The sequence below is a fragment of the Mycobacterium sp. genome, assembly GCF_035697385.1.
GTDB lineage: Bacteria > Actinomycetota > Actinomycetes > Mycobacteriales > Mycobacteriaceae > Mycobacterium.
The window spans coordinates 1-15,572 of the sequence record NZ_DASSCY010000044.1 but is presented as its reverse complement, the minus strand read 5'-3'; the positions used below and the strand labels follow the sequence as shown (position 1 = coordinate 15,572).

Sequence of the window (15,572 nt, the reverse complement as noted above, 5' to 3'; positions counted from 1 at the left end):
GCGGCCGCCTTGTCGACGGTGGCCTGCGGAAGCCGGATGGTCGTGCGGTGCGCGCGAAATGTGCTCGGCACCACCGACCCGTTGGCACCAGGCAGTTCCAGTGCCTCCGGCGGATCCGCGAGGACGGTGCGCCAATATGCTAAGTCCTCGGCTTCGGTGTTCGGTGCCGACACCGAAACCGGTGAGACCGGGCGCAGCTCGCCTCCGGTGTACGCAGTGGTGAGATCGGTGAAGAACACCTGCCACGAGCCGTCGTCCCAGGCGATGTGGTGTGCGACCAACAGCATCACGAACTCGTCGACTCCGATGCGCACCACGGTGATCCGCAGCGGCGCGTCGGTGCCCAGGTCGAACGGAGTGGTGAACTCGCGCTGTGCCAGCACCTCAAGGCGCAGCTGCCGGGCATGCTCGGACAGCTCCGAAAGGTCGTGTTCGGTCCACCGCGGCTCGAGGTCGTCGTGCACCGTCAGCTGTGGCTCACCGTCGGCATCTGCGGCGTACGTGGTGCGCAGCACGGGGTGCGTCCTCGCGACGGCGCTGACGGCGTTGCGCAGCCTTGTGAGGTCCACGTCTCCGGTGATGCGGTAGGACACGCAGACGTTGAGAAGCGCGCCGGTGGTGTCGGCGGACTGGACGAACCACATGCGGCGCTGCGCGTCGGAGAGTTCCGGTGCAACCGAGACGATGTCGTCGTGCGTTCGAAGTCCACGCTCTGCGAGCTTGCGGCGCAACAGTTCCAGTCGCTGTGCGCCGACATCGCGAATGTCCGTGGTGTCAGTCACTCGGGGAATCCACCTTTTCTGGGTTGTCGATCGTGGTGACCAGCTCGCTGCCGGTGATGCCACCGAGCAGCGCAGCCAGCGCGACGGAGTTGCCCGTGGTTTTGCGCAGCCGCTTACGCAGGTCAAGCGCCAGCAGCGAGTCGATACCGAGATCGACCAGCGAGGCATCGAGGTCGATGGCTGCGGTGTCGTTCAGTTTCAGCACGGCGGCCAGCTCGATGCGCACACGGGTGGCGGTGTCAACATCGGAAACCACTGTCTCGGAGTCATTTTCGAAGCTCTGTTGGCTGACGAAGAAGGTTTCGAGCCGGTCGCGGTCGGCGGCCAAGATCAGCGGGTCGGTGCCATGCTCGGACAGGCTCGCCGCGATCGCCGCCTCGGGCGGCATTGACAGCAGTCCGGAGCGTTCGATGCGGGCCACCTCGTCCGCCCCGACGATGCCGCTGCCCCACAGTCCGTACTTCACCGCGACGCAGTGCCTCCCGTTGGCGCGAAGCTGACCGGCCATCACGTCGAGCATCCGGTTGGCGGCCGAGTACGCCGCATGCCCGCGGCCGCCCCACACTCCTGACACCGATGAGCACGCCACGATGGGTGCCCCGGGTCGCAGTGGCCAGAGTTCGGTGATGCGGGCCAAGCCGCTTACCTTCGCGGCGGCCGTGTCGGCGAACGATGCGGGGCTGATCGTGTCGTGCAGACCGAACGTCGCTGCCCCGGCCGCATGGATCACCAACGACGCACCATCGCCCGCGGACGCCTCGGCGACAGAGCGGACCGCCTCGGCCAACGTGAGATCGCAGGCCGGTGCCAGCACCTCGGCGCCGTGCAGGCCCGCGAGCTCAGCCACCGTGGCGGCGTCGACACCGCTGCGGCTGAGCAACACGATGCGGCGGGCGCCGCGTTTGGCGAAGTACCGCGCGTAGTGCAGTCCCACCGTTCCGTTGCCGCCGGTGATCAGGATGTCGTCGAGCAACCCGCCGTCGAGTGGCCACGCCGGGGGCAAAGGGTCGATGTCGGACAGCGTGCGAAGGTAAACGGTTGGCCCGGCCGAGGTTTCACGCAAGGCAGCCTCGGTGATGTCGCCGAACAAAGTGTCCGCCACTGCCGAGGCCGTTGGTTGGTCGATATCCCAGGACGGCAGGTCGAGGTGGCGGAAGGACTGGTCGGGGTATTCGAAGCCGAGGCTTCGGTGCATCGCCGCCAGCGCCGTCTGAGCAGGCAACGCCACGGGTTCGTCGGCGCGGACATGCTCACCGCCGACGGTTACCAGCCATACGTCCCGGCACGACGGTCCGATTGCGTTGACGTAGTCGAGCAGCCCGGCACCGATCAAATCCGCGATCTCGGCGGCTGCCACTTCGGCGTCGGGGTGATCGAGTAGCGGCGCCACCGCAACGATGGTGTCTGCGTCCCGCGGTTCAGCCGGAAGGGCGCCGTCGTGAGCCGCTATCGCGTCACGCAGGCGATCGGCCAGTGGCCCGGTCGGTCCGGCCAGGTCGACGACCGCCATGCGACGAATGCTGATGCGCGTCGCGGATTCTCCCCTGGGTTCCCACGTTTCACGGGTGACGGTGACGCCCGGCACCCGCGGTAGGGGTTCCGGAAGGGCCCACAGGTGCATTCGCCGCATCGGCGCGTTCGGGAAGCCACGCAGCGGTGCTTGCCGGATATCGACGAAGTCGGTCCACCGGAAGTCTGGGTCGGCCACCGCGGCCGCGGCCATGTTCGCGGACAACACGTCGGCAAGCGGTTCGTCGCGCCTGCCCGACCCCACCATCAGTGGCGGTTCACCCGGTGTGTCCCCGACGAGGTCGCCCAGCGCGAACTGCAGCGCCGGATGTGCGGACATCTCGACGAATGACGTCGCACCGTTGCGCAACGCCACGGCGGCGGCGCGATCGAACCTGACGGTGTGGCGCAGGTTGCGATACCAGTAGTCGCCGAAATCGACGGCCGGGTCTACCACCGACGCGGTCGCTGATCCGATGAATTGCACGGCAGCGCCTGCGAATTGCGATTGCGGCAGTTGGGCCGCCAGATCGCCGCGCAGGGGCTCCAAGATGCTGGTGTGGACGGGGAAACCGACTTCGATCTCGCGAGCGAACACGCCACGCTCGCTGGCGGCCGCCACGGCCGTCCTGATGGCATCGCGGTCACCTGACACCGCCACCGACGCGCGGGCGTTGACGACGGAGAGCTCCAGCCAGCCCGGCGTGGAGGCGATGAGCGCCTCCGCCTCCTGTGCCGGCATCCCCAGCACCGCAACGCCATATCGCCCGGGGGGAAGCGCCGCGACGACGCGCGCGCGTGCGATGACCACCGCGACCGCGGTCGTCAGGCTGATGGATCGTGCGATGTAGGCGGCGGCGATGTCTCCGAGGCTGTGGCCAAGAGTGATGTCCGGGCTTATTCCGTACGACAGCCATAGCTGTGCCAGCCCCACCGCATGCGTGAACTGCGCGCCCTGGACCTCGGTCTCCGACCAGTCCGTTGCCTCGGCGTCGGCGATGAGATACGGCACCGGTGAGTCCGCTTTCGCGGCGACGAATGCGTCGGCGCACTCGTCGACGGCGGCCCGGTACACCGGAAGCTGATACGCCTGCGCTCCCATCGACGGCCATTGACTGCCCTGTCCTGGGAACACGAAAGCCGTTCGGGGAGTGTTCGATTCCGACGACCGCGCGACCAACGGATGGTCGTCTCCAGCTATCAGGGCGCGCAGGCCATCGACAAGTTCACCGGTGTCGGCTGCGCGGACGACCGCCCGGTGACGCCGGACCCGTCGGGTGCGTAGCAGCGTGGCCGCGACCGCGTCCACCGGGTGCTCGCGTCGCAGGAAGTGCAGGATGGCCTCCGCGTCGGAGGCGATCAACTCCTCCACGTGGGCGCTCAGCAGTACCGGCACGCGCCCGTCTGGCGAACGGTTCATGCGGCGATCTCGACTTCCGGTACCGACACGATCACATGCGTATTCGTGCCGCTCATGCCGAACGCGGACACCGCCGCGAGGCGTTCTCCGTTGATGGCTGGCCATGGGGTGAGCGCGGTCGCCAACCGCAACCCTTGGCTGTCCCAGTCGATTTCGGGGCTCGGTTCGCCGGCGTAGAGGCTGGCCGGAATCGCGGCGTGCTCGGCCGAAAACAACACCTTGGCCAGTCCGAGTCCGCCCGCGGCCGCCTGTGAATGACCGACATTGGACTTGACAGAGCCCAGCACCGCTCCGCGGCCCGGCGGGGTGGCGCCGTAGGTCTGCGCAAGCGACTGCAGCTCCGTGCGGTCGCCGAGTTTGGTGCCCGTGCCGTGACCCTCGATCATGCCGATGTGCTCGGGCCGCGCCCCGGCCGCCTCGAGCACCCGGCGGAACAGCTGCGCCTGCGCCGACCCACTCGGTGCGGTCAGCCCGGTGCTGCGGCCGTCCTGATTCAGGCCACTGGCGCGTACCTCGGCGAGCACTCGGTGCCCATCGCGCAGCGCCCCCGACCGGCGCTGCAGGACGAACATCGCCGCGCCCTCCGCCCAGACCGTCCCGCTGGCATGCCTGCTGTAGGCGCGGCAATGGCCGTCGTCGGACAGCGCGTGTTGCTTGGAGAACTCGACGAAGTAACCCGGTGAACCCATCACGCACACGCCACCGGCCAGTGCCAAATCGCAGTCTCCGGCGCGCACCGCCTGCACCGCGACGTGAAAGGCCGCCAGCGCGGACGAACACGAGGTGTCCACGGTCAGCGCCGGGCCTGCCAGCCCCAGCGTGTAGGCGATCCGTCCGGAGATGACGCCGAGCGAGGTGCCTGTGATCAAATGGCCTGAGTGGTTGGAGAATTCAGCCATATCCGGCCCATAGCCGGTCACCGAAGCACCGACGTAACAGCCGACGTCATGGCCGGCCAGGTCGTCGGGATTGATGCCGGTGTTCTCCAGCGCCTGCCAGCTCACACGCAGAGCGACGCGCTGTTGTGGGTCCATCGCGACGGCCTCGCGCGGAGAGATCCCGAAGAACGCCGGATCGAAGCTGGCTCCGTCGGAAAGGAAGCCGCCCAGATCGTGGATCTGCTTGAAGCCGTCCCGCAGCGATCCGTCCAGCAGGTCCCGAACCGACCAGCCCCGATCCCGTGGAAACGGACCCAGAGCTTCCTGTTCCTGGGACAACATCGACCAATATCGCTCCGGTGTATCGACGCCGCCCGGCGCTTCGAACGCCATGCCGACGATGACGACCGGGTCGTCGCCGGCGGGCTCAGGCATTCACCAGCTCCGCGACCGCATCGGTGTGTTCGTTGATGTAGAAGTGGCCGCCGTCGAACATCAACAGGGTGAATACGCCTTCGGTGTGGATGTCCCACCGGCCGAGCATGTCTCGGTCGATGCGATGGTCCCGGTTGCCGCCGATGGCGTGGATGTCGGCACGGATGCGCACGCCCGTGCCGCATGCGTAGCGGTTGAACGCCTGGTAGTCGGCTCGCAAGGCGGGGATCAGCAGTTCGACGAAGTCTTCGTCGGCCAACAGCCGCGGATCCGTTCCGCCGAGGTCCACCATATCGGCCAGAAGGGCTTTATCGGTGATCGGCAGCTTCGCGGACGAAGCGACGGTCGCGGGTGCCTGACTTGCCGAGACCCAAAGCTGCTGCACGTCGACGCCATGACGCTCGGCCACCCTGGCGAACTCGAAGGCCACCACTGCGCCCATGCAATGGCCGAACAGCCGCAGCGGACCGATCCTGTCCCAGGCGCCCGCCTCGAACAGCTCCGTGGCCAACGCCTCGACGGTTTCTGGAGCCGGGTGGGCCAGTCGGTCCGCGCGTTGCGGGTACTGCATGACGAAGGTTTCAAACCCCTTCGCCGACAACGAGGTTGCCAGCGTGCGGTAGGCCGCAGCACCGCCGCCCGCGTGCGGGAACACCACGATCGCTCCCCCGCCGGAAACCCGGCCTGGATACCGCTTGATCCAGGGCTTGAACGTCAGTTGTTCGCTTGTCGTCATCGTGTCGAGGCCGTGTCGAGTGCGGACAGCACATCGGCGTTGTCCATATCCGCGATTTCCAGGTAGAGCTCCGCGACCTGCTCGAGGCGGCGGCCGTCGGGCTCACGGTCGGTGAGCCGCTGCGCCAGCGCGGAAACCGTTCGGGTGGCGAAGATGTCGGCGACCATCACCGTCGGCGTGTCCAGCCAGTTCCGGATGCGGGCCACCGCCGTCGTCGCAAGCACCGAATCACCTCCCATTTCGAAGAAGTCGTCGTCGACACCGATAACAGGGGTGTCGAGCAGTTCGGCCAGGATCCCGGTCAACGCCGATTCCAGTGGTGTCGACGGCTGCCTGCGACCGCTGGTGAAGTCGCCACTGCTCATCACCTCTGTCAGGATGCGTGCTGCGGCCCGGCGATCCGTCTTGCCGCCGACGGTGAACGGGATGCGGTCGACCAACTCGAAATGCCGCGGAATCATATGCGGGGGAACAAGTTCGGCCATGCCGTCGCGCAGCTGGTCGATAGGCGGCCGATCGCCGTCGATGCCGACGACGGCGGCAAGCGTGTCACCGCCGCGTTCGCGTGATGCCGGCACGATGGCCGCCACCGCTGCGCGCACGCCTGGCAGCCGTTGCAGGGCCGCTTCGACATCGCCCAGTTCGATGCGGTATCCGCTGATCTTGACGCGGTGATCGGCCCGGCCGACGAACTCCAGGGTGCCGTCTGGCCAGTATCGTGCCAGGTCGCCCGTTCGGTACCAGGTGCGGCCGGCGTGGGAAACGAACCGGTCGGCTGTCAGGTCGGGACGGCCCCGGTAGCCGCGCGCGATACCTCGGCCGCCGATCCAGAGTTCGCCGGGAACCCAGTCGGGGCAGTCGGCTCCGGACGAATTCATCACGCGGCAGGCATTATTCGGGAAGGGCACACCGTAGGGCACCGCGGTCCAGTGCGCCGGCGGATCGTCTACTTCATAGAGGGTGCCATGCACGGCCGTCTCGGTTGCGCCGCCGAGCCCGGCCAAGCGGACGTGTGGCGCCAGGCCCTTTAGCTTGCGGTACATCGCGATTCGCACCCAGTCTCCGCCGGTCGGCACGGCGCGCACCGACGACAGTTTCCCCTCGCCCACCTCGACCAGCATCTCGAGCCAGCCGGGCAGGAAGTTCAGCACGGTGACGCCGTGAGCGTGTATCTGCTGGGCCCAGTGGTCGGGGTTGCGGCGATGCTCCTCGTCGACCACGACGATGGTCCCACCGGCGGTCAGGGTGCCGAAGATGTCGAGCACGGACAGATCGCATTCCAGATGGGACAGGCCAAGACACCGGTCGTCCGGCCCGACCCCGAAGTAGCCATTGAGGAACTCGATGGTGTTCATCGCGGCGTCGTGGGTGACCTCGACGCCCTTGGGCTCGCCTGTCGAACCGGAGGTGAACAACACATACGCCAGGTCCGCGGAATCGGTTGGGACGGGCGCGAACCCGCGCTCCTGCCGTCCGATGCGCAGGGCTTCCGCGATGGTGAGCGCGGGAGCCCACGTCGGCTGCTGATCGCCGCAGACAAGTGCCATCCGAACGCCGCCGGTTTCAAGGATGCGTGCGGCCCGTTCGGCGGGCTGATCGACGCCGATCGGCAGATACACGCCACCGGCGGTCAGGATTCCCAGCAGGGCGGTGATCTGTTCCGCACACTTGGGGCCAAGCACCGCAACGGTATCGCCCGGTTTCACACCGGCGACCTTCAAGGCCGCGCCGACGGCAAGTACCTGTTCGCGCAGTTGCGCGTAGGTGAGATCGCCGCCCGAGCCGGTCACCGCGAGCGCGTCGGGGCGCGCTTCGGCCGACGCAAACAGTCCGTCCTGCAGCGAGTTCCCGCTCCGCGCAGCGGTTTTGCTGTTCGCCTCGTCACGGACGGCGCGTTGGGCCTCGGTTGTCAGCGGGGCCCGCGGAGACTCCCACGCGACGTCGTCGGCGGCCAGCCGGCGCAGCTCGTCGATGTGACGCTCGAACATCGCGTCGACGACGCCGGGCCGGAAGGCGTCCTCACGAACGTCCCAGTTCACCAGTACACCGCCGTTGAACTCGGTGACCTGTGCGTCGAGCAATACCTGCGGTCCTTGGGAATTGATCCACACCGGCGTGCCCAACGTCGCCGTCACCTCGGACGCGAACAGCTCACCGAGGCCGAGCGCGCTGGTGTAGACAACGGGCGCGAGCACTTGGGTGCCCCGATAGCGGCTGAGGTCTCGCAGCACCGCCAGCCCTGGATAGTCCGCGTGCGAGGCGGCCGAACGGAAGGTGCCCTGCAGCGCGCGCGATCGCGCGGTCGGGGTATCGGCTGCGGCGAGGTCGACGTCGAGCAGCAGCGACGAGGTGAAATCGCCGACGAGCTTGTCGACGTCCGGGTGGCGCTGCTCGCGGCCGAACAGCGGAACGTTGAGGAGGAAACGCGGTTCGGCCGACCATCCCGCGAGCGCGTCGGAGAACGACGCCGCCAGCGCCATGGCCGGTGTGACACCGCGTCGGCGAGCCGCCGCGAACAAGGCGTCGCGGGTTTCCGGCTCGAGCCAGTGCCAGCGGCGCGTGGTGTGGTGCGGATCGGCTTGTTCGGCAACGGGTACCACGGGCAGCCGCGGCGGATCAGGCAGCTCCGGGATGCGCTCCGACCACCACTGCCGGTCGGCCTCGGTAGACGCAGTGGGTGATGACGCCAGGCGGTAATCGCGGTAGGTGTAGCCGAGCGTCGGCAGCTCTCGCCCGTGATAGATCGCGGCGAGATCGGTCATCAGGGTGCGATAGCTCATCGCATCGGCGGCTTGCATGTCCAGGTCGACGTGCAGGCGGGTCTTGCCGTCGGGCAGCAATGACAGCGTGAGCTCGAATACCGCGCCGTCCAGCTGCTGATGGGACTTGGCGCGCCGGGTAGCGGCCAGCCGGGCATCGACCTCCTCCGCGGATAGCGCGCGCAGATCCTCGACGGCGACGGGGTACGACGAAAGCGGTGGCCCGATGCGCTGAGAGCCGTCGGGAAGGAACTGCACTCGCAGCATCGGATGGCGAAGCGCAAGAGCGGTCGCCGCGGACCGCAGCCGCTCCAGATCCACTGACGCGCCGTCGAATTCGACATAGAGATGGCCGGCGACGCCGCCCAATTGCTGAGCGCCTTCGCGGCCGACCCACATCGCGTGCTGCATGGGCGCCAGCGGAAACGACTCGGAGTCGGCCGAATCAGCTTGCACGGGAGGCGGTTCCACCGTCATGCCCTCAGCGGATGCCACCAGGTCCGACCACGCCTGTACCGACGGATTCGCCGCCAGTGATGCGAAGTCGATGTCGACACCGCGCCGCCGCCAGCGTCCGGCCAGCGACATCATCCGGATCGAATCCAGCCCCTGACTGATCAGGTCGGTTTCGGGGTCGACGGAGTCGACACTGATACCGAGGAGTTCGGCGACCTCCTCACGGATGGTCTGCGAATTCGCCGCAGCGTCGACCACAACACCCTCCAATCTGCTTAGCAAAGGCTGCCCTAATTTTGTGAAGGCTACCCTATATTCACAGCACAGAACACGCCTACCTCGAGGGGGTCCGAACGTGACGGTGACCACTGGCCAGCCGCCCGAATCCGCAGCGCAAACCATGTTCGTGCCTTTTCCGGCCGACCGCGCCGCGGCTTATCGGGCGGCGGGATATTGGACCGGCCAGCGGGTGGATTCGGTATTGCGAATTGCGGCTCAAACCTGGCCTGAACGGACGGCCGTCATTGATCCCGACGGTCAGGACAGCTACGCCCAACTCGATGCGATCGCGGACCGGGCTGCCGCAGGGCTGGCCAGGCTGGGTATCGCACCTGGCGACCGGGTGCTGCTGCAGCTGCCGAACACGCGCCGGTTCGCCGTGGCCCTGTTCGGGCTGCTGCGGGCCGGAGCCGTTCCGGTGATGTGTCTGCCGGGCCATCGGCTGGCAGAACTGACGCATTTCGCCGAAGTGAGCGGCGCGGTGGCGGTGGTGACCACCGGCGTCGCCGGCGGTTTCGACTATCGCGCCATGGCAGAGCAGTTGGTGCAGACGCATCCGATGCGAATCATTGACGAGGCCGACATGGATACCGAATCCGGCAGCGGTGCAGCACCTTTGATTGAGGTCGACACCGAGTCGCCGGCCCTGCTGCTGGTGTCCGGCGGGACAACCGGCGCGCCGAAGCTCATCCCGCGCACGCACGAGGATTACGTCTACAACTTCACCGCCAGCGCCGAGGTGTGCGGGCTGACAGCGCACGACGTGTATCTGGTGTCGTTACCGGCTGCGCACAACTTCCCATTGGCGTGCCCCGGCATCCTGGGTGCGATGAGTGTCGGCGCCACAACTGTTTTCGGTTCGGATCCAAGCCCGGAGTCGGCGTTTGGGACGATCGACCGCCATGGCGTCACGGCGACCGCACTGGTGCCGGCGTTGGCCAAGTTGTGGGCGCAGGCCTGTGAGTGGGAACCGCTGCGGCCGACGAACCTGCGGTTGCTGCAGGTCGGCGGCGCCAAGCTCGGATCCGACGACGCCCGGCTGGTTCGGGAGGCACTGACGCCGGGATTGCAACAGGTCTTCGGCATGGCCGAGGGATTGCTGAACTACACGCGGATCGGCGATCCGCCAGAGATCGTCGACAACACCCAAGGGCATCCGTTGTCACCGGACGACGAATTGCAGGTGGTCGACGAGGCAGGCGATCCCGTGGCGGCAGGTGAGGAGGGCGAGCTGCTGGTGCGAGGGCCGTACACGCTCAACGGGTACTTCAACGCGGCGCGGGACAACGAACGCTCGTTCAGCCCGGATGGGTTCTATCGCACGGGCGACAAGGTGCGCCGTTTCGCGAACGGGTACCTCGAGGTCACGGGCCGAGTGAAGGACGTCATCCATCGCGGCGGTGAGACGGTGTCCGCGCTCGACCTGGAGGCACACCTGCTGACCCATCCGTCGATCTGGGCGGCCGCAGCGGTGCCGCTGTCGGACGAGTACCTCGGTGAGAAGATTTGCGCCGCTGTGGTTTTCAGCGGGTCGCCGGTCACGCTGACCGAACTGCACAAGCACCTCGACGAGCGCGGGGTCGCCGCCCACGCGCGGCCGGATGTCTTGGTGCCCATGCAGTCGCTTCCCACCACAGCGGTTGGCAAGGTCGATAAGAAGGCGATCGCCAAGCAGCTCGCCGAGGCCGACACCATGGCTGTGGATTAGCCGACACGGCGACCCGGCGGCAGCCTCGGCGCAGGGCTTCTAGCATGCAGTGCGATTGTTGATTGCTCCGTGGGATGCTCAGCTGCGCTCGACATCGAGCCTGTAGTTGCCGAGGCCTCCACTCGCAAAACCTCTCGACAACTACAGTCTCGAGTCCACTAGCAACTGCGACGTGAAGAAGCGGCACCAATACTGGCTCAGCCGCGGTCACTTTTCTTACTCGATGAGGTCGGCGTCGGCAGGCCCGAACAGGTACAGGTGGTCGAGTACCGGCGCAGGGTCTGCCGACCAGTCCATGGCCGTGAGTTGGGCTCGGCTGCGCCGACCGGTGCGCCACCGGAGAGCCTCGAATCGCGTAGTGCGGAGCTGCATTTCGGGGCTGCCGTCGGGGCCGCAGTGGTATTCGGCATCCTCCACCGTCACCCGCAGCGACACCGGCGTCTCCAGCGACGTGAGCAGCTGGTCGGAGGCGCAGATGACCGCCGCGGAATCACGTTCTCCCTGCCGCGCGATGGCGCCGCGGATGTCGTGCTCGTGAACGACTAGGTCGGCGAGGGGCGCCTTTACCCCGTCGTTTTCGGCCAGCTTGCCTAGCTGTGCGGCTGCGGAGTCCCACACCGCCACAATTGAATCCACGTCTCGACCGTTGAATCGGGCGACCCCTGCCGCTGTATCGGCGTCGGTCGGTGGACCCGAAAGGGGCCCATTGTTGACCCAGTCGTCGGCGATGGCGGTCACGTGGGCCACCACATCACGAACGGACCAACCGGGACACGCCGGGACGGCAGAGCTCCAGTCACCGGGGCCTACCGCGGCGAGGATCCGCTCCCTGGTTTCTTGGTACAGACGGGCAATCACGCGTGCGTCAGTCACGTTGATCGCATTCGTGTGACTTGCCGGGCGGTCGTTCGTCGTTGTCATGCGACTCCTCAGGTCATCAACGTTCAACAGGTTGGTTGAACATTCGAGTCCAGAACACCACGACTGACCCGCTATAGTCAACAATGTGGTTGAAGATCAGGTGTTGGACCGGGCGTACGCCGCGCTTGCCGACCCCACCCGTCGTCTGCTGTTGGTGAGGCTGCGGGAAGGCGATGCGCGCATCACGGATCTGGCAGCTCCACTCCCGATGACATTTGCGGGCGTATCGCGCCACATCGGCGTGCTGGAATCGGCCGGGCTCGTTCAGCGCGACGTACGAGGCCGTGAGCACTGGGTGTCCCTGCGGCCTGACGGGCTGACCATGGCCCAGCAGTGGATCAACGAACAGACCGACTTCTGGTCGACACGCGCCGACGCGCTGGCAGCGCGGCTGCACCGGAAGGGAACTCGTCGATGACCGAGACGCAGGTTGTTCGCGTACAGCGCGTGATGCCCGCTGAACCGGAGGTCGTGTTCGATCAGTGGCTCGATACCGAGTCGTTGGCCGAGTGGATGTGTCCCCGTCCCGATCACTGCGTCTCCATCGTGGTGGAGCCCCGCGTCGGCGGCAGGGTGCGTTTCGACGTCGATCACTCGGGCACGCTGGTTCTGATCTCGGGACAGTTTCTCGCCATCGAACGACCACACCTACTGCGGTTCACGTGGAGCAACTCGAACTGGGCCGACCCCACGGCGTCGAGCATCGTCAAAGTCAGCTTCGAGCCCTTCGGTGACGGTGAGACCCTGATGTCGATCGAGCATTCACTCGTTCCGGCAGACGATTTCGAGAACTTCGACAAAGGCTGGACGCTGACGTGCGAGCAGCTCGCAGCCGTTCTGTCCGGTGACTGACGTAGCGCCTACCAGACACGAACCCAGTCGACGAGCATGTCCGCGGGGTATGTCCCCGGTCCGGGATCGCCACCGCCGGAACCCGCGACCGCAAGACCAAAGATCGGAAACATCTGATAGCCGGGCTCGTTGAACTGCCAGTCCGGCAGCGAGAACGCCGGAACGTCGAAGTACGGTTGCGCGCCGTCTACGTAGTCCTTCCAGAAGCGCATGCCGGCGTCATCCCACTGGACGCGCCAAGTGTGCCAACCACTGTCCACCGTGATCCCCTGGCTCACGTGTTGCCCGCCGTTCAACTTTGCGTGGACCGTGGTGCCCGCGGCCCAGTGGCCGTTGCCATACCACTCCATCATGTCTACTTCGCCGCCGTTGACCGGGCTGTTGTTGGCCATGTACCAGGCGGGCCAACAACCCGGGGTGAGGCAGTTCAGCTTCATCCGGGCTTCCCAGGTGTGGCCGATGCCGCCTCTCCACTTCCCGAAGACCTTGCCGCTGTAGTAGGTGTCGCCGTCCTTGGCAGCCCGGAGAACAAGGTTGGACTTGCCGTCGACATAAAGATTTCGTCGGTCGTCTCGGTATTGGCCGACGTTCTCGGGTAGCTCCCAGAACGTCGGGTCCTCCATCGACTCGCGCTCATACGCAGGCTCCCACTTCGCCGGATTGGGGGCCGAGCCAGCCGGGCCGTCGAATTCGTCCTGGAAGATGTAGCCGCCGGGGGGCGGAGCCGCGGGCGGTGGCACCCGGTCCAGCGGCAGGTCCCGCCTGGTCGGGGAGGCTGCGGCGGTTGGGATGGGCATCGCGGCCGCCAGCGCGGCGATGCCGGCCAGCGACATCGCGTGGCGACGATTCATGTCAGGCATCTCAACATGTAAGCCGGTATGCCGGCCTGGCGCAAACAGCCGTCACGCGGGAAGCACGCCCAGCCGGCCCGATCCCACCAGTACAGCCTCGCCGCCCACCCTGACCCGAACCCCGCCGTCGGCGCTGCGTGCCGAGATGCTGATCCGAGATGGCCGGTCGATGAATCGGCCCTGACGTAGCTCAGCGTGTTCATCGTCGCCGAGCAGCCCATGTCGATGCAGGTAGGCGGCAACGCAACCTGCGGCACTGCCCGTTGCCGCGTCCTCGACGACACCGTCGTTGTTCCAGTGCCGCCCCTCGCCGGCGTCGGCGTCGAGCAGATAGGCGTATTCCGCGCCGACCTCGGCGAGCGCCACGTCGAGTTGGCGGTGAGAAATGCCGGCGCGAGCGAGCGCTCCGTTCCGAACCGGCACGATGAGATAGCGCAGACCGGTAGAGACCACTTCGAGTGGGAGTCGAGTATCGAGGTCGCCAATGAGCAACGAGAACCACGACGCCACCTGCGCGCGCGAGACAGCAGGCGGCTCGCCGAGAAAGTGCGCCAACATGTCGGGCAGGACGGCGTAATAGGCGTCCGGGCCGCGACGCTCGGTCTCGATGGTCAATGCACCGGAGGCGAGCTCGAGCGTCCAGCTTCCGCGAACTTTGTCGCCGCCGTGCTGATGATGAAGTACGCACGCCGCGCCGATCACCGGGTGCCCCGCAAAGTCGAGCTCGCCGAACAGATCGAAGATATGTGCTTGCCAATGATGTTGCGGCCCAGCAGGGTTGAGAAAGATGGACTCGAACTGGCGCAGCTCCCCCGTGATTTGAGCCATCTGGCCGGTGCTCAGGCCGCCCGCATCGGGAAAGACGCTCAGGCTGTTGCCGCGATATGGCGTCGAAGTGAACACATCGACGAGCTGGAACCGCATCGCACCGACGCTACCGGGGCGGCGGCTGAGACCCGGCGTCCTCCGGATCGACCTCGACGGCGTACGACGTGATGGCGCTGATCTCTTCGCCGGTGAACTCGTAGATGTCACAGCTGGCGACGGCGGTCGTTCCGTTGGGTCCGCTATAGCGGGCGAACGTGTCGACCGCGACAGCGTCTGATCCCGCGGCCACGACGCAACGGTCGTAGGTGGTCGTCGTCTCCGCCAGGCTTTCCAGCGTCTCGCGGCACGTCCGGCGGACCGCGTCGGCTCCCTCGAGAACCAGGTAACCCACGATCGTCCAGCGCACATCCTTGGCGAGGTGGTCGAGCGCCTCGTCGAACCGATGCTCGGAGAACGCACGGCCGACAGCGCCCGGATCGAATGCCATGCGCCGACGGTAGCGTGAGTCCCGGTGTGAGCGGAAAGGACCTAGTCATGGATCTGTCGGGCGTCGGCGTGTGGAGCTCGCAATTGCGGTACGGCAACCCTGGCGAGGCCGCCGAGTCAGCCGCCGAGCTGGAAGAGCTCGGATTCAAGGCGCTGTGGATTCCCGACGTCGGTGGGCCGGTGATGGACTCCGTCGCCCACCTGCTGGCGTCCACCAAACAGGTGGTGATCGCGACCGGCATCCTCAACCTCTGGATGCATGAGCCGTCCGACGTCGCCGCCAAGCACGCAGCACTCACCGCCGAACACGGCGACCGCTTTCTTCTCGGCATCGGTGTCAGCCACGCCCCGCTCATCGACTCGAAAGAACCCGGCCGCTACCGCAAGCCTCTCGCCGCCACGCGCGCCTTCCTCGATGACCTCGACGCCGCCGAGCAGCCCGTTCCCGCCGGCAGTCGCGTGCTGGCAGCCCTCGGACCGAAGATGCTGGAGTTGGCCGCAACCCGCGCCCGTGGCGCCCACCCGTATCTCGTCACGCCCGACCACACGCGTCAAGCGCGTGAAACACTCGGCGCCGGGCCCCTGCTGCTGCCCGAGCAGACCGTTCTGCTGACCGACAATCGCGACGAAGCCCGCTCCATCGGAACCAGTTGGCTCAGAAACTATCTCGCC

General features: G+C 66.8%; 13 protein-coding genes. 4 read left to right on the top strand and 9 right to left on the bottom strand.

The features are described 5' to 3' along the window. The 5 genes from VFH65_RS04200 to VFH65_RS04180 all read right to left on the bottom strand — a co-directional run. A partial coding sequence (locus VFH65_RS04200; RefSeq protein WP_353319876.1) for a condensation domain-containing protein occupies positions 1–782 on the bottom strand: 782 nt, incomplete at its 3' end. Continuing rightward, entirely contained in the window at positions 775–3,711 is a 2,937-nt protein-coding gene (gene mbtD, locus VFH65_RS04195; protein ID WP_353319875.1) for a mycobactin polyketide synthase MbtD, read from the bottom strand. The genes VFH65_RS04200 and mbtD, both read right to left, overlap by 8 nt. After that, on the bottom strand, positions 3,708–5,024 hold the full coding sequence (locus VFH65_RS04190) for a polyketide synthase (RefSeq protein ID WP_353319874.1): 1,317 nt from the start codon (positions 5,022–5,024) through the stop codon (positions 3,708–3,710). Before VFH65_RS04190 ends, mbtD begins: the two co-directional genes overlap by 4 nt. Then, entirely contained in the window at positions 5,017–5,760 is a 744-nt protein-coding gene (locus VFH65_RS04185; RefSeq protein ID WP_353319873.1) for a thioesterase II family protein, read from the bottom strand. The genes VFH65_RS04190 and VFH65_RS04185 overlap by 8 nt, the downstream gene beginning before the upstream one ends. Beyond that, positions 5,757–9,233 carry an amino acid adenylation domain-containing protein gene (locus VFH65_RS04180; protein WP_353319872.1) on the bottom strand — a complete coding sequence of 1,159 codons (3,477 nt, stop codon included), beginning with the start codon at positions 9,231–9,233 and terminating at the stop codon, positions 5,757–5,759. The genes VFH65_RS04185 and VFH65_RS04180 overlap by 4 nt, the downstream gene beginning before the upstream one ends. A gap of 142 nt (positions 9,234–9,375) precedes the next feature. Here VFH65_RS04180 and VFH65_RS04175 point away from each other — a divergent pair, with 142 nt between their 5' ends. Then, on the top strand, positions 9,376–10,962 hold the full coding sequence (locus tag VFH65_RS04175) for a (2,3-dihydroxybenzoyl)adenylate synthase (protein WP_353319877.1): 1,587 nt from the start codon (positions 9,376–9,378) through the stop codon (positions 10,960–10,962). 216 nt (positions 10,963–11,178) lie between these two features. Here VFH65_RS04175 and VFH65_RS04170 read toward each other — a convergent pair whose 3' ends face one another. After that, the gene (locus VFH65_RS04170; RefSeq protein ID WP_353319871.1) at positions 11,179–11,835 is read right to left on the bottom strand and encodes a maleylpyruvate isomerase N-terminal domain-containing protein; all 657 of its coding nucleotides are present in this window, start codon (positions 11,833–11,835) and stop codon (positions 11,179–11,181) included. A 133-nt stretch (positions 11,836–11,968) separates the two neighbouring features. Here VFH65_RS04170 and VFH65_RS04165 point away from each other — a divergent pair, with 133 nt between their 5' ends. After that, a complete protein-coding gene (locus tag VFH65_RS04165; RefSeq protein WP_353319870.1) occupies positions 11,969–12,301 on the top strand; it encodes an ArsR/SmtB family transcription factor in 333 nt (110 codons plus the stop codon). Continuing rightward, positions 12,298–12,735: an SRPBCC family protein gene (locus tag VFH65_RS04160; RefSeq protein WP_353319869.1), complete on the top strand. Its 438-nt coding sequence runs from the start codon at positions 12,298–12,300 to the stop codon at positions 12,733–12,735. Before VFH65_RS04165 ends, VFH65_RS04160 begins: the two co-directional genes overlap by 4 nt. An 8-nt stretch (positions 12,736–12,743) precedes the next feature. On the opposite strand, the gene VFH65_RS04155 is transcribed toward VFH65_RS04160, so the two are convergent. The 3 genes from VFH65_RS04155 to VFH65_RS04145 are packed head-to-tail and all read right to left on the bottom strand — an operon-like array spanning position 12,744 to position 14,901. Beyond that, positions 12,744–13,595: a glycoside hydrolase family 16 protein gene (locus tag VFH65_RS04155; protein WP_353319868.1), complete on the bottom strand. Its 852-nt coding sequence runs from the start codon at positions 13,593–13,595 to the stop codon at positions 12,744–12,746. A 42-nt stretch (positions 13,596–13,637) separates the two neighbouring features. Continuing rightward, a complete protein-coding gene (locus VFH65_RS04150; protein WP_353319867.1) occupies positions 13,638–14,510 on the bottom strand; it encodes a PhzF family phenazine biosynthesis protein in 873 nt (290 codons plus the stop codon). A 10-nt stretch (positions 14,511–14,520) separates the two neighbouring features. After that, the gene (locus tag VFH65_RS04145; RefSeq protein ID WP_353319866.1) at positions 14,521–14,901 is read right to left on the bottom strand and encodes a nuclear transport factor 2 family protein; all 381 of its coding nucleotides are present in this window, start codon (positions 14,899–14,901) and stop codon (positions 14,521–14,523) included. 47 nt (positions 14,902–14,948) lie between these two features. On the opposite strand from VFH65_RS04145, the gene VFH65_RS04140 reads away from it, so the two are divergent. After that, on the top strand, positions 14,949–15,572 hold a 624-nt coding region (locus tag VFH65_RS04140), incomplete at its 3' end, for a TIGR03620 family F420-dependent LLM class oxidoreductase (protein WP_353319865.1).